The 25,241-nt window shown below is 35.4% G+C and carries 25 protein-coding genes and 1 tRNA gene; 6 read left to right on the forward strand and 20 right to left on the reverse strand.

What is annotated here, in order from left to right:
- Window positions 1-327: 327 nt before the first annotated feature.
- The 3 genes from BLT57_RS07625 to rlmF are packed head-to-tail and all read left to right on the forward strand — an operon-like array spanning window position 328 to window position 3,829.
- Complete coding sequence (locus tag BLT57_RS07625; RefSeq protein ID WP_091424446.1) at window positions 328-1,734, forward strand: MATE family efflux transporter; 1,407 nt, start codon at window positions 328-330, stop codon at window positions 1,732-1,734.
- 39 nt (window positions 1,735-1,773) lie between these two features.
- Window positions 1,774-2,940, forward strand: coding sequence for a PLP-dependent aspartate aminotransferase family protein (locus tag BLT57_RS07630; RefSeq protein ID WP_091424448.1), 1,167 nt, complete (start codon window positions 1,774-1,776; stop codon window positions 2,938-2,940).
- Window positions 2,933-3,829: a 23S rRNA (adenine(1618)-N(6))-methyltransferase RlmF gene (rlmF, locus tag BLT57_RS07635; protein WP_231928648.1), complete on the forward strand. Its 897-nt coding sequence runs from the start codon at window positions 2,933-2,935 to the stop codon at window positions 3,827-3,829. Before BLT57_RS07630 ends, rlmF begins: the two co-directional genes overlap by 8 nt.
- A 65-nt stretch (window positions 3,830-3,894) precedes the next feature.
- On the opposite strand, the gene pckA is transcribed toward rlmF, so the two are convergent.
- Window positions 3,895-5,526: a phosphoenolpyruvate carboxykinase (ATP) gene (gene pckA / locus BLT57_RS07640; protein ID WP_091424453.1), complete on the reverse strand. Its 1,632-nt coding sequence runs from the start codon at window positions 5,524-5,526 to the stop codon at window positions 3,895-3,897.
- 28 nt (window positions 5,527-5,554) lie between these two features.
- Window positions 5,555-7,384 carry an SLC13 family permease gene (locus BLT57_RS07645; RefSeq protein WP_231928649.1) on the reverse strand — a complete coding sequence of 610 codons (1,830 nt, stop codon included), beginning with the start codon at window positions 7,382-7,384 and terminating at the stop codon, window positions 5,555-5,557.
- A gap of 301 nt (window positions 7,385-7,685) precedes the next feature.
- Here BLT57_RS07645 and bshB1 point away from each other — a divergent pair, with 301 nt between their 5' ends.
- Window positions 7,686-8,402: a bacillithiol biosynthesis deacetylase BshB1 gene (bshB1, locus tag BLT57_RS07650; RefSeq protein WP_091424458.1), complete on the forward strand. Its 717-nt coding sequence runs from the start codon at window positions 7,686-7,688 to the stop codon at window positions 8,400-8,402.
- Window positions 8,403-8,537: 135 nt separating this feature from the next.
- A tRNA-His gene (locus tag BLT57_RS07655) sits at window positions 8,538-8,613 on the forward strand.
- A 223-nt stretch (window positions 8,614-8,836) separates the two neighbouring features.
- Here BLT57_RS07655 and BLT57_RS07660 read toward each other — a convergent pair.
- The 5 genes from BLT57_RS07660 to BLT57_RS14235 all read right to left on the reverse strand — a co-directional run bounded on the left by BLT57_RS07660 (window position 8,837) and on the right by BLT57_RS14235 (window position 12,842).
- The gene (locus tag BLT57_RS07660) at window positions 8,837-10,411 is read right to left on the reverse strand and encodes a M28 family peptidase (RefSeq protein WP_091426700.1); all 1,575 of its coding nucleotides are present in this window, start codon (window positions 10,409-10,411) and stop codon (window positions 8,837-8,839) included.
- A 182-nt stretch (window positions 10,412-10,593) separates the two neighbouring features.
- On the reverse strand, window positions 10,594-11,631 hold the full coding sequence (locus tag BLT57_RS07665) for a M28 family metallopeptidase (RefSeq protein WP_091424459.1): 1,038 nt from the start codon (window positions 11,629-11,631) through the stop codon (window positions 10,594-10,596).
- Window positions 11,632-11,722: 91 nt separating this feature from the next.
- Window positions 11,723-12,052, reverse strand: coding sequence for an FUSC family protein (locus BLT57_RS07670; RefSeq protein ID WP_091424462.1), 330 nt, complete (start codon window positions 12,050-12,052; stop codon window positions 11,723-11,725).
- 6 nt (window positions 12,053-12,058) lie between these two features.
- On the reverse strand, window positions 12,059-12,502 hold the full coding sequence (locus tag BLT57_RS14230; protein ID WP_369825404.1) for a DUF3108 domain-containing protein: 444 nt from the start codon (window positions 12,500-12,502) through the stop codon (window positions 12,059-12,061).
- Window positions 12,438-12,842, reverse strand: a complete 405-nt coding sequence (locus BLT57_RS14235) for a DUF3108 domain-containing protein (RefSeq protein ID WP_231928650.1) — start codon at window positions 12,840-12,842, stop codon at window positions 12,438-12,440. Before BLT57_RS14235 ends, BLT57_RS14230 begins: the two co-directional genes overlap by 65 nt.
- 181 nt (window positions 12,843-13,023) lie before the next feature.
- Between BLT57_RS14235 and BLT57_RS07680 the strand changes: the two genes are divergently transcribed.
- The gene (locus BLT57_RS07680; protein WP_091424464.1) at window positions 13,024-13,881 is read left to right on the forward strand and encodes a universal stress protein; all 858 of its coding nucleotides are present in this window, start codon (window positions 13,024-13,026) and stop codon (window positions 13,879-13,881) included.
- A gap of 7 nt (window positions 13,882-13,888) precedes the next feature.
- Here the strand turns inward: BLT57_RS07680 and BLT57_RS07685 are convergent, their stop codons facing one another.
- The 13 genes from BLT57_RS07685 to BLT57_RS07745 form a co-directional block, all read right to left on the reverse strand.
- A complete protein-coding gene (locus tag BLT57_RS07685; protein WP_091424465.1) occupies window positions 13,889-14,563 on the reverse strand; it encodes a hypothetical protein in 675 nt (224 codons plus the stop codon).
- 15 nt (window positions 14,564-14,578) lie between these two features.
- A complete protein-coding gene (locus tag BLT57_RS07690; protein WP_091426701.1) occupies window positions 14,579-15,028 on the reverse strand; it encodes a hypothetical protein in 450 nt (149 codons plus the stop codon).
- 65 nt (window positions 15,029-15,093) lie between these two features.
- Window positions 15,094-15,546 (reverse strand): Hsp20/alpha crystallin family protein, encoded by a 453-nt coding sequence (locus tag BLT57_RS07695; protein ID WP_091424468.1) that lies wholly within the window; start codon window positions 15,544-15,546, stop codon window positions 15,094-15,096.
- A gap of 161 nt (window positions 15,547-15,707) precedes the next feature.
- Window positions 15,708-17,081 (reverse strand): MBL fold metallo-hydrolase RNA specificity domain-containing protein, encoded by a 1,374-nt coding sequence (locus BLT57_RS07700; RefSeq protein ID WP_091424469.1) that lies wholly within the window; start codon window positions 17,079-17,081, stop codon window positions 15,708-15,710.
- Window positions 17,082-17,093: 12 nt separating this feature from the next.
- Entirely contained in the window at window positions 17,094-17,933 is an 840-nt protein-coding gene (locus BLT57_RS07705) for an ATP cone domain-containing protein (RefSeq protein ID WP_091424471.1), read from the reverse strand.
- A gap of 76 nt (window positions 17,934-18,009) precedes the next feature.
- Complete coding sequence (locus tag BLT57_RS07710; RefSeq protein WP_091424474.1) at window positions 18,010-18,417, reverse strand: hypothetical protein; 408 nt, start codon at window positions 18,415-18,417, stop codon at window positions 18,010-18,012.
- 12 nt (window positions 18,418-18,429) lie between these two features.
- Window positions 18,430-19,284 (reverse strand): universal stress protein, encoded by an 855-nt coding sequence (locus BLT57_RS07715; protein ID WP_091424478.1) that lies wholly within the window; start codon window positions 19,282-19,284, stop codon window positions 18,430-18,432.
- Between the two features lie 73 nt (window positions 19,285-19,357).
- Window positions 19,358-20,188 (reverse strand): universal stress protein, encoded by an 831-nt coding sequence (locus BLT57_RS07720; protein WP_091424481.1) that lies wholly within the window; start codon window positions 20,186-20,188, stop codon window positions 19,358-19,360.
- Between the two features lie 32 nt (window positions 20,189-20,220).
- Entirely contained in the window at window positions 20,221-21,063 is an 843-nt protein-coding gene (locus BLT57_RS07725; protein ID WP_091424483.1) for a universal stress protein, read from the reverse strand.
- Between the two features lie 55 nt (window positions 21,064-21,118).
- Window positions 21,119-21,964, reverse strand: a complete 846-nt coding sequence (locus tag BLT57_RS07730; protein ID WP_091424486.1) for a universal stress protein — start codon at window positions 21,962-21,964, stop codon at window positions 21,119-21,121.
- A gap of 73 nt (window positions 21,965-22,037) precedes the next feature.
- Window positions 22,038-23,756 (reverse strand): adenosylcobalamin-dependent ribonucleoside-diphosphate reductase, encoded by a 1,719-nt coding sequence (locus BLT57_RS07735; RefSeq protein ID WP_091424489.1) that lies wholly within the window; start codon window positions 23,754-23,756, stop codon window positions 22,038-22,040.
- A 225-nt stretch (window positions 23,757-23,981) separates the two neighbouring features.
- Complete coding sequence (locus BLT57_RS07740) at window positions 23,982-24,368, reverse strand: hypothetical protein (protein WP_091424490.1); 387 nt, start codon at window positions 24,366-24,368, stop codon at window positions 23,982-23,984.
- Window positions 24,369-24,380: 12 nt separating this feature from the next.
- Window positions 24,381-25,223: a universal stress protein gene (locus BLT57_RS07745; protein ID WP_091424493.1), complete on the reverse strand. Its 843-nt coding sequence runs from the start codon at window positions 25,221-25,223 to the stop codon at window positions 24,381-24,383.
- Between the last annotated feature and the right edge of the window lie 18 nt (window positions 25,224-25,241).

Below are 25,241 nucleotides of genomic sequence, written 5' to 3' on the forward strand. Positions count from 1 at the left end.
AATAAATACCTATTGATTATCAATACTTTTAGAGGACATTTCTGGATTGTGGCAGTTTATTGGTGTTTATGTTCGACTAATGGTATTTTTTCTTTTTTGAATTTTTCTTTTTCGTCAGACCAAAAAAAGAAACAAAAATGACTAGTCACTGGCAGAGCTAATTATCAAAACAAAACCCTAATTTTGAAATTAGAAAAAAATATCGCACTTTTAAGGTCTTATGATTGTTTTAGACTAACCTTTCGAACTAGATCACAAATTTTGTGATATTTCTTATAAGCTAGTAGCTTACGCTGTTGGTTAATGTTATATTTATTCCTAACAATCATGTCAAAATCAACCATATCGTTTAAACAATTCATTACGTATTTCAGACTAGCTATTTCTGGTCGGGAACAAGAATTCACGTCGGGTAGCATTCGAAGGGCTGTATTTATGCTCTCCATTCCTATGATTCTCGAAATGCTTATGGAATCCATTTTTGCAGTGGTCGATATTTTTTACGTCTCCAAAGTAAGTGTCAATGCTGTAGCGACCATCGGGCTTACCGAATCAGTAGTGACGCTCGTATATGCGGTCGCTATCGGACTAAGTATGGCGGCAACAGCCATAGTTGCAAGACGGATAGGAGAAAAGGATCGGGAAGGTGCTTCTAAAGCAGCCGTTCAGGTCATTTTTCTTGGAATTGCTGTGTCAATCATTATTAGTGTTTTTGGTATTTTATTTCCGAAGGAGATATTGGAATTGATGGGTGGAGAACCCGATCTCATTGCTGAAGGATTTGGCTATACTCAAGTGCTGCTCGGTGGCAATGTAACTATCATGCTCCTGTTTCTCATTAATGCTGTATTTCGCGGTGCTGGTGATGCCTCCATCGCGATGTGGACGCTTATTCTTTCCAACGGATTAAATATCATTTTGGATCCTATGTTTATTTTTGGATTCGGACCTATTCCAGGATTTGGTGTTGAAGGTGCTGCCATAGCGACAACCATTGGCAGAGGCTCGGCCGTAGTTTTTCAACTCGTCGTTTTATTTTATGGCTGGTCGAAAATAAAAATCGGATTCAAAGATCTTGTCTTACGAATTGGGGTCATGATTAATTTAATAAAGGTCTCTTTGGGTGGTATCGGACAATTTTTAATAGGTACCTCCTCATGGGTATTTCTCATGCGTCTTATGAGTGAATTTGGAAGTGAAGTGCTAGCTGGATATACCATTGCTATTCGCGTCATGATGTTTACATTTATGCCTGCTTGGGGTATGAGTAATGCAGCAGCCACATTGGTTGGGCAAAATCTCGGTGCTCAACAACCTGAACGGGCTGAGCAATCGGTTTGGAAGACAGGTAAATATTGCGCCATCTTTATGGGCGTAGTTTCTTTGGCTTATTTGTTTTTTGCACCTCAAATTATTGGTTGGTTTACTATTGAGCCCAGCGTGATTGAAAACGGAAGTTTGTGCCTGCGTGTCATTGCTGCAGGGTACGTGTTTTATGCCTATGGTATGGTGGTTATCAACTCTTTTAATGGTGCTGGTGACACTGGAACACCAACCATCATCAACTTTGTTTGTTTCTGGTTGTTCCAATTGCCATTTGCTTATCTTATGGCAATCACCTTCGATTTTGGTCCTACAGGTGTGTTTTTAGCTATTGTATTAGCTGAAGTACTCATCTCCATTCTTGCGATTGTCTGGTTTAAAAAAGGCCGATGGAAATTGAAAGAGGTGTAGGATTTATTTGTAAATTTAGGCTCCTTAAAAGATGAAGAGATGTCAAAGAAAAAACTCGGTTTAAATACCATTTGCACACATGTTGGCGAGATTAAAGATGAGCAGTTTAAAGGCGCCATTTCACCTATCTATTTATCAACCTCTTATGAGTTTGATAATGTTGATGTGAAGCGCTACCCACGTTATTTTAATACGCCTAATCAGGAATATCTCGCTAAGAAAATAGCGGCTTTAGAACATACTGAAACCGCAATGATTTTTGGAAGTGGAATGGCTGCCATTAGCCATATGTTCTTAGCTTTTTTACAGCAAGGTGATCATATCGTTGTTCAGAATACTTTATATGGAGGCACGAGTAATTTTATTAGAGAGGAATTTCCAAAATATGGTATTGAATTTAGCTTTACTGATGGTTATGCGGTGTCCGATTTTGAAGCAGCTATACAACCCAATACGAAACTGATACATATTGAAACGCCTTCCAATCCTTTGCTTACGGTAACCGATATCAAAGGTGTAGCCGATTTGGCAAAATCGAAAAGAATCGTCACGACCATAGACAATACTTTTGCAAGTCCGGTGAACCAAAATCCCATCGACTTTGGTATTGACATCGTCATGCATTCGGCGACGAAGTATTTGGGAGGGCATTCTGATATTCTCGCAGGAGCCGTTGCTAGTACTCAAGAACATATGGATCGTATTTGGAATGTGTCTAAAAATCTGGGAGGAAGCTTGAGTGACTTTACAGTTTGGATGTTAGAGCGCAGTATGAAAACATTGGCCTTGCGCGTAAAAGCTCAGACAAAAAATGCCAAGAAGTTGGCTAAATTCTTAGATAAGCATGATGATGTTGCTAAGGTTTACTATCCAGGTTTAAAATCACATCCTGAACATAAATTAGCAAAAACTCAGATGCATGATTTTGGTGCTATGCTATCCTTTGAACTTAATGAAGGTATTGATGCTATGGCATTTCAGAAGCAACTAGAGTTGATCAAATCATCAATGAGTTTGGCAGGAGTAGAGAGTACTATGTTATTACCTTCGGAAACCTCACATGCTTTATTAACACCAGAACAGCGCGCTGCTGTAGGTATCAGTGATCAATTGATTCGTTTTTCTGTCGGCATAGAAACCTTAAAAGATTTGAAACAAGATATCGAGCAAGCCATTACAAAAACTAAAGTCGCTTCTTTTGCATAAGCGCAACAAACATAGAGACGGTTATGATTTTCCTGCTCTAGCGACCACTTATGCCGAGTTAGAAGATTATATGTTCCATAATAACTTTGGAAATTTGAGCATTGATTTCGCTAATCCGAAGGCCGTAAAAGCCTTAAATACCGCATTACTAAAACATCATTACGGTATTACATACTGGGAATTCCCCGATGCGCATTTATGTCCGCCAATTCCAGGACGTGTTGAATACATTCATTTGATACAAGATTTACTTAGCGACATTGGTATTAGTAAAGCAGTCACTGTTTTAGATATTGGAACAGGAGCCACTTGCATTTATCCCATATTAGGACATGCCGAATATAATTGGCATTTTATAGCCTCGGAAATTGATCAACAAGCGTTTAAGAACGCGCAAAAGATTATTGCTAAAAATAAATTAGAGAAAGGGATAGAACTACGATTTCAGAAGGATGCACAGGATATTCTTACAGGGATATTAAACCCTTCAGAACAGATAACCGTTGCTATATGTAATCCACCATTTTTTAAGAACGAAACCGAAGCCATCGCAGCGACGACTCGAAAACTAAAAGGGCTGCAAAAGGATGTAGATGGTCTGGTGAGAAATTTCAGCGGTACGGCTAAAGAATTATGCTATTTAGGCGGTGAGAAGGCTTTTTTACACAATTACTTGTATCAAAGTTCACTATTAAAAAGCAATTGTATATGGTACACTAGTTTGGTTTCTAAAAAGGAACATATAAATTCTATGCGAACTTCACTTGATAAACTAGGGGCTAAAAAGGTTAAGGTTTTAGAACTTTCATTAGGGAATAAAATAAGTAGAGTAGTAGCTTGGACATTTTTATCTGACCAAGCCCTACAAAACTTTAAAAAAGAAAAATGAGGCTGACAAAAATTTGATGAATTAACCTTTTATTACTATGTGGATGCCAACCTCATTTTTATATGTTATACATGATCGTTTAAATGGTGGTGTTCATCAATTAAGGGGCCACCTTCTATAATTTGCTGAGACGCTTGACTCGCAAATTTTTCAAAATTTAAATGGAATGAATGCGCGAGTTGAATGGACTTGCTAATGTAAGCGCCTTTATCAGACCAGGTATTCATTGGGTCAAGAATTTCTGTTGGTACGCCTTCACATGTTTTTGGCATAAATAATCCAAAAATTGGATGCTGATTAAAGTCGGTGTTATCCAATTTCCCTTCTAAGATAGCCGTAATCATTGCTCTAGTATATTTTAGTTTGATACGAGATCCAACACCATAAGGTCCTGCACTCCAGCCTGTATTTATCAACCATACATTAACACCGGCTTCTGTCATTTTTTTACTGAGCATTTCGGCATATGTTGTTGGGTGCAATGGCATAAAGGGTTCTCCAAAACATGCAGAGAATGATGGTACAGGTTCTGTGATTCCTGCCTCAGTACCAGCTACTTTTGCTGTATATCCTGAAATAAAGTGGTATGCTGCTTGTCCAGGTGTGAGTTTAGACACAGGAGGTAGTACACCAAAAGCATCACAGGTTAGGAAGAAAATATTAGTCGGATTTCCAGCATATGATGGCTCTTGAATATTATCAATATGATAAATAGGATAACTTACACGGGTGTTTTGTGTGATAGAGCTATCCATATAATCAACGTCTCCGTTATCTTTAAAAATAACATTTTCTAAGATCGCACCAGGTTTAATAGCGCGATAGATGTCTGGTTCTTTATCTTCGGTAAGGTCAATTACTTTGGCGTAGCATCCGCCTTCAAAGTTAAAGATGTTATTATTTGCAGTCCAACCATGCTCATCATCACCAATCAATTTACGTTTAGGATCGGCAGATAAAGTAGTTTTACCCGTTCCAGATAAACCGAAGAAAATGGCGGTATCGCCAGCTTCACCAACATTAGCAGAACAGTGCATTGGTAGCACATTTTTTTCAACAGGTAGAATGAAATTTAAGGCAGAGAAAATCCCTTTTTTCATCTCTCCAGTATAGGCAGAACCACCTACTAAAGCAATTTTTTTGGTAAAGTTTAAGATAGAGAAATTACCTTGTCTTAAACCATGTTTTGCAGGCTCCGGACATTCGTATCCAGGTGCACAAAGCACTAACCATTCTTCTTTGAAGTTTTTAAGTTCTTCAGCCTCTGGGCGCAAGAACATATTGTAAATAAACATATTAGACCATGGATATTCGGTAATAGTTCTCACATTCATTTTGTATTCAGGATCGGCACACACATAACCGTCTCTTACGTAGATTTCTTTTCCGCTGAGGTATTTTTCAATTTCAGATTGAAGAAAGTCAAAGTTTTCAGCAGAGATGCCTTTATTGGTTTTTCCCCACCATACTTTATCAGTCGTATAGTTGTCTTTCACTAAAAAGCGATCTTGAGGTGATCTCCCTGTGAATTTACCAGTATTTATGGCTAGTGTGCCATTATTGGTTTCTTTTCCCATGCCTTTTTCAACAGTAATGCGTTGAAGTTCTTCAGGAGAAAGATTCCAATGAGCTGTTACGTCTTTTAGGTTGTAGACACTCAGATCGGAGTTCTTGGGAGTGATTGTTAGATGTTTCATAATATTTGTAATTTAAAAGGTTAACAATTTAAAATGGCCAAATCAATGGCACTAATAGGACAGTTGTGGCTAGAAACAATAAGAGTAACGGAAACCCAACTTTGAAATAATCTGAAAACTTATAGCCTCCTGCAGCTAAGACCATGGCATTTGTTGTTGTACCAATTGGTGTTAGAAAAGCAGTAGAAGCGCTAATAGCGACAGTAATCATTAAAGGTTCTGGTGCAATTTGTAGTGAACTTGCTGCCAATATGACTATTGGAGCCATTAATACAGCAGTTGCTGAATTATTAATAAATTGGCTGAACATGGTCGTCAAGAGAAAGACACCTGCAACGAGATATATTGGACTTGCATTTCCGAGGAAGCTAATGATGCCATCGGCTATAACTTGAGCAGTTCCTGTTTTTTGAAGTGCGATGCCCATTGGGATCATGGCGGCAATCATAATGACACTCATCCAACTGATGCTTTTATATGCCTTACTAATAGGGACACATCCCGTTAAAAGCACTATGCCTGCTGAAATGAGTGCGGCAATTGCACCCGGAACTAGATCAATCACTAAAAGGACGATCATGATGGCTAAAGCCGCCAATGCGATAAACGATTTTGGTGTAATGTTATCGACGTTTTTTGCCATCCCTTCGGGACTCCCAACAATAACAACATTCTCGTGTTGATCTTTAAGTTGCTCAATATCTTGCCATTGTCCGCGAATTATAAACCCATCACCAGCTTCAACGCGCATGATGTCTTTTATGAAAGGTTTTCTATGTCTTGATGTGGCTAATAATTGAATTCCAAAACGTTTGAAATACTCACTAAGTTTGATGTTTTTTCCAACTAAAAAGGATTTAGGAGTCACTAATACTTCTGCCATTCCTACCTCCTGATTGATAAGGTTATTTCTCAATTCGTCTTTGATAGGCTCTACGGGAAGCAGGCCTAAGCGGAATTTAATCATTAATCTGTTAATGGCTTCTGTATCCCCTTTAACCGTTAATATGTCATGGTACCGCATCTCGGTATCTGGACTCGGGAATTCTATAAAAGGTTTATTACCTTTTAAGATATTTGGGTGACGACGTTGCAATCGGATGATATGCACATTAAATGCCGTTTCAAAATCCCAATCGCTAAGCGTAGTATTGATTAATGGAGACACCGAACGTATTCTTAGACGGTAGTAATCATTTTCAATTTTATAAGCTTCGATCCATTGGTGAAGTGTGGTATGTATATCAACAGGTTTGTTATTAGTTTTATGTTTGGGTAAAAGTTTAAATCCGATATATCTGAAATACAGAATAGCAATAATAAGTAATGGAATACCTATGAGTGAGAATTCAAAAAATGAGAAGCCTTGATAACCAGCTTCAATAAGTGCGTTATTTGCAATGATGTTAGGCGGTGTTCCTGTTAAGGTGAGTAAACCTCCAGTATTAGAGCCAAAAGCCATTGGCATTAGGATTTTTGAAGGCATGGTTCCAATACTCCAAGCAGAAGAAATGGTTGCTGGTAATAGGGTAGCCACGGTTCCTGTATTACTTACAAAGCCAGATAAAATTCCAGCACCTAAGGTGATAATGACTAATAGTTTTGGCACACTTTTACCAGCCCATTCAATTAATTTTTTACCCGCTAAAGCGGTCCATCCCGTTTGAGATAACCCTTCACCAATAATAAATAAAGAGGCGATCATGATGACGGTAGGATTACTAAATCCGCTTAGTGTTTCATTAAGATCTAAGATGCCAAATAGAAATAAACTCACCATAGATAATAAGGCTACAATGTCTGGAGTAAATTTTCCCCAGACGAAAAACCCAATGGTAATAATTAATATAGTAAGCATAAGATACATATAGATATCTATTAAGATTTATAATACAATAAAGTTATACTGACAGGTAAGGAATTCATATGACATATATCATAGAATGCGGCTTCCTGTTACTTTTGTGATATTACTTATTTTTGACACCTATTATTGCATAAATTATTTACGAAAACGAGTGAGTAGTATTGAGTTATAAATGCTAGCTTTGTTTTATGATAAAATTATGGGTCGTCTATAATGCTTTGCGACACATTTTTTAAGATGTATTGAATGTAAAACGGCGATTAGAGCTTTAACTCTTAAATATTTTGAACACATGAAATTAGATATATTAGCTTTTGGAGCGCATCCAGATGATGTAGAATTAGGATGTGGAGCAACGATAGCGAAAGAAGTTGCCCGAGGTAAAATGGTCGGAATTATTGATTTGACACGTGGTGAATTAGGCACTCGCGGAACTGCTCAAACACGAGATGAAGAGGCTAGACAAGCCGCTAATATATTGGGTGTTGACGTTAGGGAGAACCTAGGTTTTGCCGATGGGTTTTTTGTAAATGACCAAGAGCATCAATTAGAGATTATTAAAATGGTGCGCAAGTATCAACCAGATATGGTATTATGTAATGCCATTGATGATAGGCATATTGATCATGGCAAAGGGAGCAGGCTAGTGAGTGATGCTTGCTTTTTAAGTGGTTTGTTGAAAATTGAAACCCAACTGGATGGTAAGGTTCAAGACAAATGGCGACCAAAACAGATATATCATTATATACAATGGAAAAATATAGAGCCCGATATAGCGGTCGATGTCACAGGATATATAGATACTAAGATGGCTTCAGTTTTGGCTTATAAAACACAGTTTTATGATCCAGAGAGTAAAGAGCCGCAAACTCCAATATCAAGTAAGAATTTTACAGACAGCATCAAATATAGAGCTAGAGATCTTGGTCGGTTAATTGGCACTGAATACGCAGAAGGCTTTAATGTTGAGCGTTATGCAGCTGTAGATAGTTTGTTTGATTTGATCTAATAATTTTAAAAAAAAGTCTTTGTAGTAACTTCGAAATAATTTACATTTGCAGTCCAATTTAAACGGTGGTTCTTTCTTTAGGGTTAGAGCATTCCTTTTATAAGGTTTTTATAACACTTATAATAAATACTACATGGTGGTTGTAGCTCAGTTGGTTAGAGCGTCGGTTTGTGGTACCGAAAGTCGCCGGTTCGAGCCCGGTCTTCCACCCAGATTACAAAGCTTCTCAGAAATGAGGAGCTTTTTTTGTGGTTGTAATTGCAGTTTATGATATAAAGCATAAAAGCGTTGCTCAATTAAGAGCAACGCTTTTGCGTTAGTGATAGTAGCGGTATCCTTTTTATGTTTTGTAAAAAGATTTAGCGAATAGCACGACCTCAATTTTAAGCAACGTTTTGTTGCGTGAATGAGGTAACGCCCAACTACTTATTAGATTATTTTGTTTCAGCTTTATCGGCAACGATTTTTCCCTCACGATTAGCTACTTCCCAAGCGGTATAGAACACCAAACGCGTTCTGTTCTCTAATAGGTCATACTCAATTTTATCTGGTGTGTCACTAGGTTGGTGGTAATCATCATGTGTTCCGTTAAAGTAAAAAATGATAGGAATATTGTTTTTAGCAAAGTTATAGTGATCACTTCTATAGTAGAAACGATTTGGATCATTCTCATCATTATAGGTATAATCTAAAGTGATGTTCATGTATTTTGCGTTGATTTCTTCAGATAGGTTATGTAACTCTGTACTGAGTTTATCACTACCAATAAGGTATATATAATTTCTTTCGCCTTCACGTTTTGGATCGGTACGACCAATCATATCAATATTTAAATTGGCCACTGTATTTGCTAATGGAAATATTGGATCGTTATCAGTATAATGTCTAGATCCTAAAAGGCCTTTTTCCTCTCCTGTAACATGTAAGAATAGGATAGAACGCTTTGGACCGTAACCTTCATCGGCAGCTTGTTTAAACGCTTCAGCAATTTCAACAAGGGCTACGGTTCCAGAACCGTCATCATCGGCTCCGTTATAAACTTTACCATCTTTAATTCCTTCATGATCTAAGTGTGCAGAAATGACTAAGATTTCATCTGGTTTTTCTGTCCCTCTAATAAAAGCGACTACGTTTTCAGAATCTACTTTATCTGACTGGCTAGCGATACTTCCTGTAATTTCTGTGGAAACGGTTTTTGACGCATCTGATGTCATCATCTCTGCATAAATAGCCTTTCCAATTTTTTCACCTATCATCATAAACAGCATTGGCGATTCGTTACTTTTTAACGAGATACGTCCTGCTCTGCCAGATTCGGCGAGTTGCTTATAGTAAGCTCCATATTGACCAAGCATAGTTTCATTCATAAACATAATTGCTTTAGCACCATGTTCTTTCGCTGCGTCACGCTTAGATGATATAGACTGTCGTCCGGCGCTCCATTTGGTATCTTCGGTTGAACCAGAAGTGACATAATTACCGTCAGCATCTTTTGGTTCGCCAGCTTTCACGAGTACGATTTTACCTTTAACATCTAGATTTTTATAATCTGAATAACTGTCTGCATCAATACCATAACCAGCGTAAACCACTTCTTTGATATTAAGTTGTTGTGAATCGGCACTTCCTAACATTAAAAAATCTGAATAATTCTCCATGGCCATTCCATTAACGGAGAGGGCAACGTTTGGAGCTTTTTGGCGTTCTAATGGCACTTCTTGAAAATAGTCATCACCATTAAGAGGTGAAGGAATACCCATTGCTACATATTGGTCTTTAAGGTAGTTTACGGCTTTCTTTTGTCCAGGCTCTCCCGTTTCACGACCTTCAAACTCATCAGAAGCGTAAGTATACAAAAGTTCTTTAAGTTCATCTGAAGTAATGGTATTACCATATACTGTAGGATCTGCAGGAGGTTTAGGTGCAGTTTGTTTTGTTGCATTTTGATTGGAGCTACCGCAGCCGACTATAAGTAGAGCAGCGGCGAAAATACGTAAAGAATTTTTCATTTGTTTTGTTTGTTGTTTTTTAGTGATCTGCTGAAACATCAATACATTAGTTGCACTATGACTGTAGTGCTTAGGCGATTAAAGTTTCAAAATTAAGTGTTACAATTTTTGCAGGCTAATATTACGAAAATTCTTGTTCATATTAGTTTTAAGGTATCAGTCTTTAAGCAAAGTTTAACAACTTAAGAAGCGTCTTTATCGACGACAATACGGTTTTTAGAGTTTGCCAAATACCAAGCAGTTGCAAAAATAAGTCTGGTACGTTTTTCTAATAAAGGGTAGTTGATCTTATCTGGTGTATCTGTAGGCTCGTGATAATCTTCATGTTCACCATTAAAATAAAAAATTACTGGAACCCCTTTTTGCGCAAAATTGTAGTGGTCTGATCGGTAGTAATAGCGATTAGGGTCATTGTCTTTATTAAGCCTATAGTCTAACTCTAAATTGGTAAATTGTTCGTTAGCCTCTTCAGAGATATAATGTAATTGGGTACTCAAACGATCTGCACCAATTACATACACATAATCTTCATTATCGCTATGCGCATCGTCTACGCGACCTATCATATCGATATTAAGATTAGCCACTGTGTTTTTCATTGAGAACACAGGATACTGTGCGTAATATCGGGAGCCATTAAGTCCAACTTCTTCTCCTGTTAGGTGTAGGAACACGATACTGCGTTTTGGTCGGTAACCCTCTGCGGCTGCTATTTTAAAAGCTTGAGCCATTTCTAAAACAGCTGCGGTTCCAGAACCATTATCGTCAGCACCATTATATATGTCTGTATCTGTAAAACCCTCATGATCAGAGTGTGCTGAGATAATTATGACTTCGTCAGGTTGTTCACTACCTTCAATATAGGCAATGACATTTTGAGAATCTTTAATCCCTTCCGAAAAGTAAGCTTCGGGGATGTATTGATAGTATTTAGAGCCCAGAGGTGATTTTATACCTTCCTGAATGTAAAAATCTTTTATAAATTTTGTCGCTTTATGATGCCCAATTTCACCAGCTCGTCTTCCTTGGAAATCATCAGATGAAAAGGTATAGACGTGAGATTTTAAATCGTCTTCGGTGATGGTGTTTAAATAGGTCTTTACGGTTTGAGAATCTTCAAATACGATACTTGCTTTGAGGTTTTCTATTTTTTTTGTGTGCCTCAGTGTGGCACAAGAACCTACTAAGGTTAGAGATAAAGCAACAAGTTGAACTTTCATTCTGAGATGTAATAGGTATCTGATTTGGATTCAAATAAAATAAAAAAAAAGATAATACCGAAGCATTACCTGATTTAATTTGTGGACTGAGTTACTCGTCGATTTCTAATCCTTCAAGCTCTTGAATGGTTTCTTCCTCAAGCTGCTCTCCAGTTTGTTCTAATTGTTCTGTATCACCTACTTCAACAGTATTGAATATGGCTTTGTATGTAGTCAATACTAATGCAATAATAGTCATTAAAAAAACCAGTTGGATAGATTTCTTTAATTGCGGATGATTTTTTGAGGTCAATAATGCAATAACACCAGAAATTAATGCTAAAACAGCAGGAATATAGGCTATTTTAGATAAGGGTGTTACTGCTAATATTAAAGCGAATATAGAGGTGATAAAACCTAAAATTACAAAAAGTTTTTTCATGATGATCTAGTATTTAAGTCCGCTTGCAGATTTGATTTTCAACTCACCGTTTCCGACAGGTATTTTGAATTTTGCATAGACAGGCACTTTGTTTTGATCGGCAGTTAACCATATCAGATTGTCGTTATTTCCTTTGAGCACGTTACTGTTATTTAAAGTAATAGCGAGTTTATAGCATTCTTTTCTTCCTAGAGCTGTATTGATGGTTTCTTTGCTTAAATAGGTGATTTTCACAACGGTTTCTTCATTGTCGAAAAGGACTGTAAAGTTTTGGCTCTCGCCAATAGCGGCTTTATGGATATCTAAATTTCTGATATGATATAAAGTTGTTACTAAGTCACGAGTGGAATTTCCAATTTTAACTGATTTCTTTTCTTCCCAATATTTACCAGCTCTGTTTTTTTTTACGCTTGAGGCTTGCGACAGTGTTCGTTTTATGGTTGAATTTATATTTCATGAACTTCTCGTAGCCACCTTCATTTATGTCGCGATTGTATAGGTATGGGGTTAAATTACTCGGACTTACATAGCTTTCATAGAGATCTCTTATTTTAAAGAAACTATCCCATTTACTGTAGGTTGCTGCAGTGCATTTTAATTTTAATAAGGTCGTTTTAGAGGTTTTTACCTCGCTCGTTTCCATTGTGACTTGAGCTAGTTCAGTTAATAAACCAGACATATTATAGGAGGCACTAAAGGTTAATTTTTCTCCAGCAGCAATCGTTTTGTTTTGAGCGTTTATCGCCAATGTGAATAATAATAGTAAGGTTGATACTAGTAATTTCATCATGATTCGTTTAGTTTAATAACGATTTAATAAGCATTTATTGTGCCGAAAATACAATGCCAAAGTCTTTCAAACTAATTTTTTTATTGTTTTAATACCTATCAAGTTTGGTAGACCTGACTTTTATCATTATTTTTTTCTTAAGTTGTAAGTACCTTAGAGTATCATCAAAGTTGTATGCATTATGAAAAAGATATTACTACCCACAGATTTTTCTGAAAACTCCATGAATGCTATTCATTACGCTATGGCCTATTTTGAGTCTGAAGCCTGTACGTTTTATATTCTTAATGTACAGAAAGTATCAGCCTTTGTAACTGATGATTTGATGGCGATGCAGCCTTCAGAAACCATTTTTAATTCATTAGTAGATGCAGCTAAACAAAAAGTAGGGCGTTTAATTCGTGAAATACAAGATCAATATCATAATGAGTTACATCAGTTTGAGTCTAAGGTAGATTATGATAATTTTATTGATGCTATCAACCAACTCATCGCATTGGAGGAGATTGATTTGATTGTTATGGGAACTAAAGGTGCATCAAATATTGCTATGACTTTTTTAGGGTCTAATGCGGCAAGAGTCATACAGCGCGCCAATTGTCCAGTTTTGGCAATACCTAACGACTATCAGTTTAAAAGTATAGAACGTATAGCATTTCCGTCTAATTACTTTACCGATTATAATCCTGAAAATTTAAAACCTTTACTTTCTATGGCAGAGCGAGATGCATGCACTATAGACGTTCTGCATGTTAAAGATGGTGAGCACTTGACTCAATTTCAGGAAAATAATAGAGCATTTTTAGACGCGTCATTCTCTAAATTAAATCATTCATTTATTGAATTGGAACAAGGTAATTTGTTCAAGAAGATTACGAATTATATTCTAGAGCATGATATCGATTTGCTTGCCATGATGAGTAGAAAACACTCGTTTTTAGAACGCCTGTTCGTTAGACATCCCGCAGAGAGTTTTGCGTTTGATTTGAAAGTACCGCTTCTTGTTATGGAAAATACTGGAAATTTTTATATTAAATAATTGGTCATTAATTACTTACAGTGTCTTGTAAATTTTCTTGTGTGTCCAAATCTATGCGTTTAACGAGTTGTTCTTCTTCCAAAACAACAATTGTTAATCGGACATAATCCTTTATGGTCTGTTCCACATTTGTTGGATCGGTAATATCGATATAGCCTTTCCAAATGAGTTCTCTGTCTTTTGTAGGACATATACAATACATGGAAGTTTCGGCATGATAAATAGTATATTCTGAGTAATATTCAGGATTATAAAAGACATCCTGATACATTAGGTATTCTTCTGTAAATCGCCTTCTAGTTTCGTCATATCCTCCATAATCTTGGCGGTAAGCGATTTTATCATCTACACCAATAATTTTTGTGAGTAAAATGGTATCGTATTCATCAAGAATGAGTTGGGTTTCGAGAGCATCTAAATCGGCTTCCGTTAGGCGTTCGGTTTTTTGTTTATCTGTCAAGATATTGAGACTCATCGATGCTTGAGTGCCTCTGAGTTCAAATTCTTTTTTTAGTTGTTTTTCAAATTGTGTTCTGGCTTCTATATCTGAGGTTAGACCAACAATGAGCACTTTATAAGGTTCATAAGTGTCAATTTCTGGGTTTTTCCAGCTTTCTACCAATTGTGTAGAAGAGCAGCTGTACAAAAACACGAATATAAGTATGATGCGAATTGTTTTCATTATGTTGGGTATTCGTTACTTTTTATCAATAAGATGTTTCTGTTTTTCTTCTTTTTTTATAGTTTTAATCGTATCAAATAATTTTAATTTGAGTGTCTTATAATCGTTTAAAAAATCATTTATTATCGTAACGAGTTGTAGGTGCTCTTTTGTATATGCATCTTCTTTTTTTAATTCGTTGACACCATCCACCATGATTTGAAGATCATTTTCATGGGTTTGAACAGTTTCGATAAGTAGCTTGTTTCGTTTTTGCGATTTGTTAATGGCTTCAATAAGGGCTTTACTTTCCGTAAATTTCTTGCCTTCTATCAGTTGAAGGGTATACGAGGTGACAAGATCTTCAAAGAATAAGTGCTCATCATTTATAAATTTGAGTTCAGATAACCACTCTTGAGAGGCATTATGCATTTCGTCTGCACTTAACCATTCAATATAACGTGCATGTGTTTGTATCGTTTTCATAGTATTATATTTAACGAAAGAAAGCAGAGAGTTCATCCTCAAAATGCTCTCTGCTCTCTCAATTATTACAGAATTTCAATCACCCTCTTCGATTGATCTTTTGTCTCTTCTTTCTTCTTAAGATTTAGTTTTAAAATACCATCACGATATTTTGCTTTCACATCCTGATCCATATTGATAGATTTTGGAAGTGTTAATGATCGTTTAAAGGAACTATAACTAAATTCACGTCGTTTATAGTCTTCGTCTTTTTCTTCATGTTCTTTTTTCTTTTCACCACGAACATTAAGGACATTGTCATCAATTGTAACTTCAAAATCTTTTTTTGTAAAGCCAGGTGCTGCAAATTCAATTTCAAAATCTTTGTCATGTTCTATGACATTCATTGCTGGCATCATACTATCTTCTTCAAGAAAGAAGTCATTTTTAAAGAAATCATCGTCGCTTAAAAAGCTTTTTAGACCTTCATTAGTCCAAGGGTGAAGTCTGTTACGTTTGTTAAATTTGATAAGTGACATAATTAATATATTTAGAGTTAAACTTTATTACCTTTCAATTTACAATACAAACGGTATTTCTAAAATGATATATATCAGTTTGATATCAAAGAGACTCTGTATTTAATAACCTAAAAAACAGTAGCTTGCAGTGTTATCTACTGGTGTTAGCCTAGATTTTATTAGAGTATAATTTTATCAACATCTGTGAGTTTTGGAATGGTTGCATTCCAATTAAACGTATCTTTTAGTTTCACTCTAAAGGCATCTAATGCCGTTGCTTCCCCGTGAACCAGATAGACTTTTTCCGGATAGTTTTTAATACGACTTAACCATTTTATTAAATCGTTTTGATCAGCATGAGCTGATAAACTTTCGATATTTTGTATGCTGGCTTTTACGGGATAGTATTTACCGAAAAAGCGAATTTCATGCGCACCATCTTGTAGTTGCCTTCCTCGCGTTCCTTCAGCTTGATAACCTACCAATAATACAGTTGTTGAAGGTTCATCAATAAGCTGCTGTAAGTAGGTGAGTACACGACCGCCAGTCACCATTCCACTTCCAGCGATTACAATTTTGGAGCGCTTGTCATCTATGGTTTCCCAAGTTTCTTTGTATGACTGTATAATGTTTATGTGATTGCACATGGCGTTGTAATCTTGCATTGATAATTTATGCCACTCTGGGAAATTTCTAAAAACGTCGAGCACGTTATTACCCATCGGACTGTCAATAAAAATCGGAATATTAGGAATTCGGTGTTGTTTGTATAGTTTCCATAAAATATACATGAGTGTTTGAAGGCGTTCTACTGCAAAACTTGGAATGATGAGGTTCCCTTTTTTATGAATGGTATCTTTAATAAGAGTAGCTAAGCGCTCTTCTACATCTTCAATTGGGTGCAGCTTGTTACCGTAAGTCCCTTCAATAAATAAGAAATCTGCCCATTCAGGGGTTTTAGGATCATTTAACAAATAGTCATTACATCGCCCCACATCTCCAGAAAAAACAAAACGTTTTCCGTTGATATTTATGTCGATAAACGTGGCTCCAATAATATGGCCATTGTATTGAAATCGGTATTTAATATGCTTAGATAAATGAATCCATTTGCCTTCAGTTTCTCCTTTGAATTGTCTTATTGTATGCTCGGCATCCTTAACAGTATAAAACGGTAAAGCAGGCTGATGACTGCTATATTTTTCTTTATTGGCTTTTTCAGCGTCTTCTTCATGAATTTTCGCACTATCCATAAGAATAATTTCAGCGATGGCTAAAGTAGGAGGTGTCCCAATGATTTTACCAGTAAACCCTTGTTGTATTAATCGTGGTAAGTAACCTACGTGATCCAAATGACCATGAGTAAGGAGTACCACATCAATATCGCCCACCTTAATTGGGAGATCGTTCCAATTGAGTTCGCGAAGTTCTTTAAGACCTTGAAACATGCCGCAATCAATCATGATGTTCTGTTCAGAGGTTTCAATCAGAAATTTGGAGCCAGTAACGACTCCGGCTGCTCCTAAAAAGTTGATTTTTGCAAAACTGTCCATTATAATATAAGTTTAAGTGCATAGCTTAGAGATCTCATATAGAATTTTTTCTTTTCTGACATCAGAAATTCCTAAATGATCTAAATAAAATTTATCATGTAATAGTTCTCTGCACAGCACAATATCGCGACTCAGGAGAAATTGTTTTTCTCTATTTGATAATAAAGTGGATACCGTAATTGGGTATAATCCTAAACGATCAATTCGGTCCTTAAGCGCTTCGTCTTTTGGATAATTCCAACTCAGTAAATACAACCCACAGCATTTGCCGTATTGTAAAGCGTCTTGGGTGAATTTTGTATTTGTCACTACCCATCCTTTGGTTAGTGTGCTGCTATATTTTGAATTCGTTTCCCAAGCTGCTTTCACATCGTTGTACCTTGAATTGATGTATAACGGAACCTTAACATTACATTTTAGACCTTGTTCACCATGAAATTTACATTCGATAATTGTGGTATGTGTATTTTTATTTGCAATAATGTCGATTTCATGAGACACACATACGCCTTTTAGAATCTCACCGACTTTGGTTTTATACCCAGAATAGGTTAATACAGCACTGACAAAGCGTTCAAAAGGGAATCCTGTTGGACCTAATTCATAAATAGCCTTTTTAAGCTTGTATTTAGAAGCAAAATAGCTCTTTTTCTTTTTAAGAAGTGCAAAGGCTCTATTATAGATTTCCTTAGTAGAAATCCCTTGGTATAGCTCATCACGAACTTTATCAATGATTTGATCTATAGTGGCTTTGTCGGCTCCTGTGCGTTTTAACGAGGCTCGCAATTTGTCTAATGAAAATTTAACGATTTCACCAGAAGATTTTGTAATATCTATTTTTTGGATTTCCATGTGTTCTATTTAAAAACTGCCAAAACCACTACAGATTTTGGCAGTTTTGATCACCAACTACTTCGAATTCCGAAATTTAATTCAACTTAAAAAAATCTCTAACCCAAGCTATCAGCTGATTATGAGTCATGCTATCTGCTTTTAGAACACCTTTGATTTTACTGCTCAAAAAATTATAGTTTTTGTCGACTTCATTTTTAAATTTTTCGTTTGTTTGAGCAGGTCCAAAAATAACCAAATCATCTATGTCTGTTAGTTTTGATGCAATAGATTTAAAGTAGTCTTTTAGTTGCTGTTTTTCGTGTGCCAAAAAAGTACTATCCTTAATGATATCCTGCGGACCACTTTTAAAACGGTTTCCAGTACCACCGTGTGGTCGATGTTTTTCAACAGCAGAAGCTACCGTTTCTACAGTAGCTGATTCACCATCAATAGTTATAATATGAGCTTTTTCTTTATCGATCCAAATTCCTGTATGTTTCATGATTTTTTTGTTTTAATTTCTTAAATCGTGCATTACTAAAATGGGTACTTTAGAGTGAAATGTAATTCCTTTAACTAGAGGTTTTGTAAAAACACTTCCAAAAAACAAATGCTTCTTATTAATGAAAGCTACCATATCACTATCACGACTTTCCACAAAAATGTTGATAGCAGTCTCTACAGAATTTACCGATAAGAAGTGGTAGTTATAATTCACATCTTCAAAAATTTCTTCTAACAATGTTTTATTTGCTTCTTGTTCACCATCTAAGGTCTTATCCTCGGAAATGTGAAGGATTGCAATGGTTGAATTACATGTTTTCGCAATGTCTGTAAGATATTTTAATTCACGTCTTTTATAATGTGTTTTGAAACTCGTTGGAAAAACGATTTCCTTAGGGAGTGCTGTTTTTGCTTTTGAAGGGACGACAATCACAGGACAATTTCTTACTTTCTCCATGACATATACAGCAGTACTTCCGAAGAAAGAATCATCGGCATCCGTCTCACCTTTGGTGCCCATTACGATCATCTCTATGTCTTTCTTTTCTACAATATTTTTAATGGCTTCAATAGGATTGTTAAATACGGAAATCGTCTCAAAATGATGTTTCGGATTGTCATAATCACTCATTGCTATCATGTCATATACCTTAGCGAGACCATTTTCCGAATGCAACTTAGCCGATTCATATAATTCACTACCTGGTTCAATATTCAATAAACTGTCAAAAATATTACTTGTAGCGGAAAAGACATTTAAAATAAAAAAGTCACATGCATCTTGTTTATAAAGTTCCTGCGCATAGCGAATGGCATGATGTGCATGTTTTGAAAAGTCTGTAGGTAGTAAAATCTTGCGTCGCATTGTACTTACTATTAATTAATTGAACTAAAGTTACATCCTTGACCAGAGGATTAAAATGATATATATCAACTTGTTAATCAGGAATGACATAAAATGGAACTATTGGATGAAATCCTATTTTGTTAATCACAGGTTCTTTGATAATGCCTTCAATAAAACTGTGCTTATAATTCACCATTACTAACATATTAATCTCTAAGAGTTCAATAAAATCATTAATTTCTTCAGTCTTTTTCGCATAATTTGGCATGAAATGAAAACTGTAATCATAATTTTCAATATAGCTTTCGAGCATGGTCATATTATATTCTTGGACACCAGTTAGTTTATCTTTAGACAGGATACAAACCACTCTAAGTTTTGAGTCATAGAGTTCAATAAGCTCTCTTAAATATTTTAATTCTCTATCGGAATAATGCCGAGTAAAGTCTGTTGGAAATGCGATTTGACTTGGTATTTCAAAATTGAAATTATCAGGAACGATTAACAGTGGGCATTGTTTTGTTTTTTTAATAACACGAACGGTATTGCTTCCAAAAAAAATCTCCTTGGCGCCTGTAGCACCTTTAGTTCCCATAACCACCAAATTAATATGATGTTTTGCAATCGCAAGGTCAATAGCAACTTGTATATCTGCGGCACTTAGAATAATTTCAAAAGTATGATTAGCATTTGCATTTGTAGTTTCTGCCATCTCCTTTAATTCGGTCAGGTTATCTAATGCAGTTCTAGACATCGCCTCTAATAATCTATTAGATATATTAGACATAGATGACGCTTTCATTTTAGTAGAATTTAAAAAGTAAAATGTACACTCTTCATCATTAAAAAGTTTTAAAGCATAAACCGTAGCGCTCCAGGCATTATCTGAAAAATCTGTGGGTAAAAGAATATGTTTTTTCATGACTTTAATTATTTTAATTTCTCATTCGATGTCTATAGATTTGATGGGATCACTAAAAAAGGTACATTTAAATGAAAACCAATGTGCTTGATGTTAGATTTGAAAAATAGATTTTCAAAAAATGAATGTTTATTATTGATCATTACAAGCAAATTGATGCGTGATTTTTGTTGAAATTCTGCAATAGCTTCAGGAATATAATTATTTCTGACATTATGAAATAAATGAGTCGTCTCCTTGAAGTGTGTTTTCAGTTGTTCTTGATTGTATTTTTGAATTGATGTTAATTCAGGTCGAGTTGAAATATGTAAGACATTAACACGCGCTTGAAATTGTTTGGCAATACTTATAATAGATCCTAATTGTTTCTTATTAAAACTGATCAAATAATCTGAAGGAAACAGTATTTCATGTGGCGGTTCAAATTCATAATCATTCGGCACTGCCAATACAGGACATTTCGCTTTGTTAATGACATGAATAGTATTAGAACCAAATAGGATTTCTTTAACTCCGGAAGCACCTTGGGTGCCCATGATAATCATATCCATCACATTACCATCATTTAAGGCATTAATCTCTTCGGTTAATGTATTGAATGCTGAACTGTACGCGATGATATGTTTTGGGTTATTAAATTCTTTTTCGATACGATTTTTGAGTTGTTCTAAGCCGTTTTCAGAGACTTCTTTCATGGCATCTTGTAGTCCGAATTGAGCGGCACTCAATTGAGCCGATTCCAGCTGATAGATAATAGGTGTATAGGTGTTTAAAAGGGTAAATGTACAGGTTTGGTCTTTAAATAACTGAAGCGCATAACTAATAGCATTCCAAGAATTTTGCGAGAAATCGGTGGGTAATAGAATTCGTTTCATGGTACTAGAGATTTAATTTGAGTTTTATAATGCGGTCATCGTATTCTTAAATGTCTTAACGTTTAATGTTTTGCAATGCTAAAAATGGGATATCGAGATGAAGCGACATTTCATCAATAGTAGAATGAAACAGCATCTGCTCTAAAAAGGAATGTCGGGAATTGACCATGACTAACATGTCGATATTATTTTCTTTGATATAGGTGAATATTGCATTCACAATACTTTTGCTTTCAATGGTTTTATAGTTGAGACTGTTTTTACAAAGTTCATGAGATAGAAAGTCTTTGTTATCTTCTTGTCGTCTCGATAGTTTTTCGCTTTTAGAAATATAAACCATGTCTATAACAGCTCTGTAAGGGGATGCCATTTCACACAGTAAATTGAGTTCTCTTCGTTTATAAGGAATCATATAATTAGTAGGAAATAGGATATGCTTTGGTTGGGTGTAATCATAATTCGCGGGAATTGATAAAACCGGACAACTTACATATTTAAGTACTTGAAGTGTGTTACTTCCAAAAGTAAGGGACCTGTCATTGGTTTTACCTTTTGTTCCCATCACAATGATATCTATGTTTTTTCCTTCTGAAAGGAGATCAATTTCATCAACTAGCGCATTATAGGCTGAAATCTTGTGATATCGATGCCTTGGGTTTGGCCAAATACCGCTAACGGTCGCTAAAAGTGATTTAAGTTGTTCCTCTGAACGACTGCGACATGATTCAATCAACGGTTCAATAGCATCATTATTTAGCAATTCAATCTCTTTGTATACCTCATCTTGATATGTATGTAGAAAATAGATTTCGGCTTTTTCATATTTAAAAAGCTCTAATGCATATTTTACGGCATTCATAGCATTATCTGAAAAGTCTGTTGGAATTAATATTTGTCGCATCACATTTTATTTTGATATCAATTTACTATCTAATTGGCTTGAAAACAATGACAAATATCAGGCAATACTTTTGTTAACAACCCTTATCATTATTAAGACTACATGTTTGCAGTACTTGATGGTCTCTACTACCGTATCTATATACCGTAATTCCCTTTAAATTATATGTCCAAGCCTGATAAAAAATGTTTGAGACATCTTCTTTAGTCGCAGCTTCAGGAAGGTTTATAGTCTTTGAAACGGCATTGTCTGTGTATTTTTGAAATGCCTCTTGATGACGTAAGTGATATGACCAGTGGATATCTAAACTTGTTTGAAAGATAGCTTTTACCGAATCAGGAATAGTATCACAATTTTGGATACTTCCAGTTGTTAAGACTTCATGTTCGACAGTAGATGACCATAAGTCTAACATTTTCATTTTTTTCAGAAACACACTATTGATTTCTGTTTGAGTTTGATTACCGAGAATTCCTGTTCTGTTATAAGCTAGTGCAAACAAAGGCTCTATAGAGTAGGAGGTGTTAGCGATTACCGAAATTGTTCCTGTTGGCGCAATACTATTACATGTTGCATTTCGCAGTTTTGTTTTTGGATAGTAGACGCTGTTTTTCCATAGGGGAAAACAATCGCGTTCTTGAGCTAATTCATTAGAAGCTTTATAGCTTTCGGTTTTAATAAATTTCATAAGCTGATCTCCTAGTTGAATCGCTTTTTCAGAAGTATAAGGTAGTTCGAGTAGCATTAATAGCTCTGCCCAGCCCATGACACCTAATCCTATTTTACGATGAGCCATAGTTATGCGTTTAATTTCGGGTAGTACATAATGATTCACTGTTATAATATTATCTAAAAACCGAATTGCAAGTTTTACGGATTGCGCAAGTCCCTCCCAATCAATGTCGTAAATATTGTTGTTTAGTATTACCATTTTTGAAACATTAATAGAACCTAAGTTGCAGCTCTCATAATCTAAAAGCGGTACTTCACCACAAGGATTAGTACTTTGAATCTTACCTTGTTGCGGTGTTGGATTGAATGCATTTATCGTATCAAAAAATATTAAACCAGGGTCACCAGTTGACCAGGCCTCATGTACGATAAGATTCCATAATGATTTTGCTGAAACCGTTTTAGAAATTTTTCGCGTTCTAGGATTGATTAAATGCCAATGGTCATCTTGAGAAACGGCTTGCATAAATGTATTCGAGATGCCTACAGAAATATTAAAATTCTGGATGGCATTTTTAGACGATTTTGATGTGATGAATGCTTCAATATCAGGATGGTCAACATTAAGAATGCCCATATTAGCACCTCTGCGTTTTCCGCCTTGTTTGATGTATTCTGTGGCTGCATTATAAACTTTCATAAAGGCTACAGGTCCCGAGGTTGTCCCTTTTGTTGAACTCAACATATCATCTTTGGGGCGTAATTTGGAAAAATTAAAACCAGTACCACCTCCACTTTGATGAATTAGTGCGGCATTTTTTAAGGTGGTAAAGATGCTATCTAAACTGTCTTCAATAGGCAATACAAAACAAGCACTCAGTTGTCCGTTTTTGCATCCTGCATTCATAAGAGTTGGTGAGTTCGGAAGAAATTTTAATGCGCTTAGTAAGCTGTAAAAAGCAGATTCGTAAAACGTGGTTTTATCATTTTCACAGCTCGCTACAAATGCTGCAACGCGCCTTAAAAGCTCATCTGGTGTTTCAATAATCACACCGTATTTGTTTTTTAGGAGATAGCGATCTTCTAAAATTTGAATGGCGTTATCTGAAAAAATGGTCATAGCATTCAGTTTAAAAATGATGTCTATAAGTTTGTTATGAAAAGTAATTTTATTTCAAACGGAGTAAATCCCATGAACCAAGAAAGCCAAACTTAAAACTAAGTTTGGCTTTCTTAAAATAATAGAGAATCCCCACTCTCAATAGACATATTTAAATGACATTTTCAAATGTAGCTAATGGTGATTTATTTAGAAATGATATATATCAGTTTTTGAGTAATTTCATTAAATAATCACGATGCCATAGGCTGTATTAAGCAGAAACAAACCTATAAAAAAGAGAAGCATATAAATAACTTGTACGAGTTTGATGTTTATATATTCTAGCCAATTCACCGTGGGTTTTGGAAAGATAAATAAGGCCAAGCCTATAAATAAAGCCAACCACCCAATAAGTGTAATGATAAGTTTATAGCTCAATTCCCAAAAGTTATGAAATTGGATATTGATTAACCCAATAATAATAGAAATAAAAGCAGCAATGAGCAGAAACTTTTCGTCATTAAGGTCTTTGAATATCTGTTTAATTCGTTTCGGATTAAGACTTAGAATTAAAAAGAATATTAAGAGGTACCAACCCCAGAACTTTGCTAAAAATAATGAAACATCCATAATATTTGATTTCTATTCGTGTAATACTAAAAATGGAATAAGCGTATGATAGCTTATTTTTTCTACTCTTGAGTGAAATAGGATATGCTGAAAATAATTGAGGTTCTTTGCCACCATTACTATGATATCAATATCTCGACTTTCTACAAAACATTGGATGGCATCTTCTACCTTATTATTGGTTAAGTAATGAAAACTAAGATCAATGCCATCAAAAAAGTCTTCTAATATTTCTTTATTGCTTTCTTGTTCCATATTCAATATTGCATTTTTTTTTGTGATATGGAGAACTCGTAAATAAGCATGTTTACTCTGTACTAATTCTGAAATGGGTTGTAAGGTTTGTATATCATAAGACATTGAAAAATCAGTAGGGAAAGCCAACTCTTTTAATTGCTTATATTTTGCGTTTTCAGGAACAATCAAGGTGGTGCATTTGACTTTTGTAATGACATCACCAGCATTGCTTCCAATAATATATTCCTTTAAACCAGAAGCACCTTTAGTACCCATGACGATTATATCTATTCTTTTCTCATCAACATGTTTTCTAATAGATTCTATTATAAAACTATAGTCTGTAAGCGTATAGAATTTATGATTTTTGTTCGTCTTAAACGTATCACTAATACGTTTAAGTATCTTTCTGAGTTTAAGTTTAGAAGGGTTGATATATATATTTTCAATCTCTTGTTGTGTAGGGATATAAGCGGTGTCACCAACAATTAAATTATCAAGTGTATTTACATGTAGTACATAGAAATTGCACGTTTTGTTTTCAAAAAATTTAATAGCGTACTCTATGGCATTCCATGAGTTTTCTGAAAAATCTGTGGGTAGTAAAACATTCTTCATCTTCAATCTATTTTCATC

This window comes from Formosa sp. Hel1_31_208 (assembly GCF_900104785.1).
In the GTDB taxonomy this organism is placed as follows: Bacteria; Bacteroidota; Bacteroidia; order Flavobacteriales; family Flavobacteriaceae; genus Psychroserpens.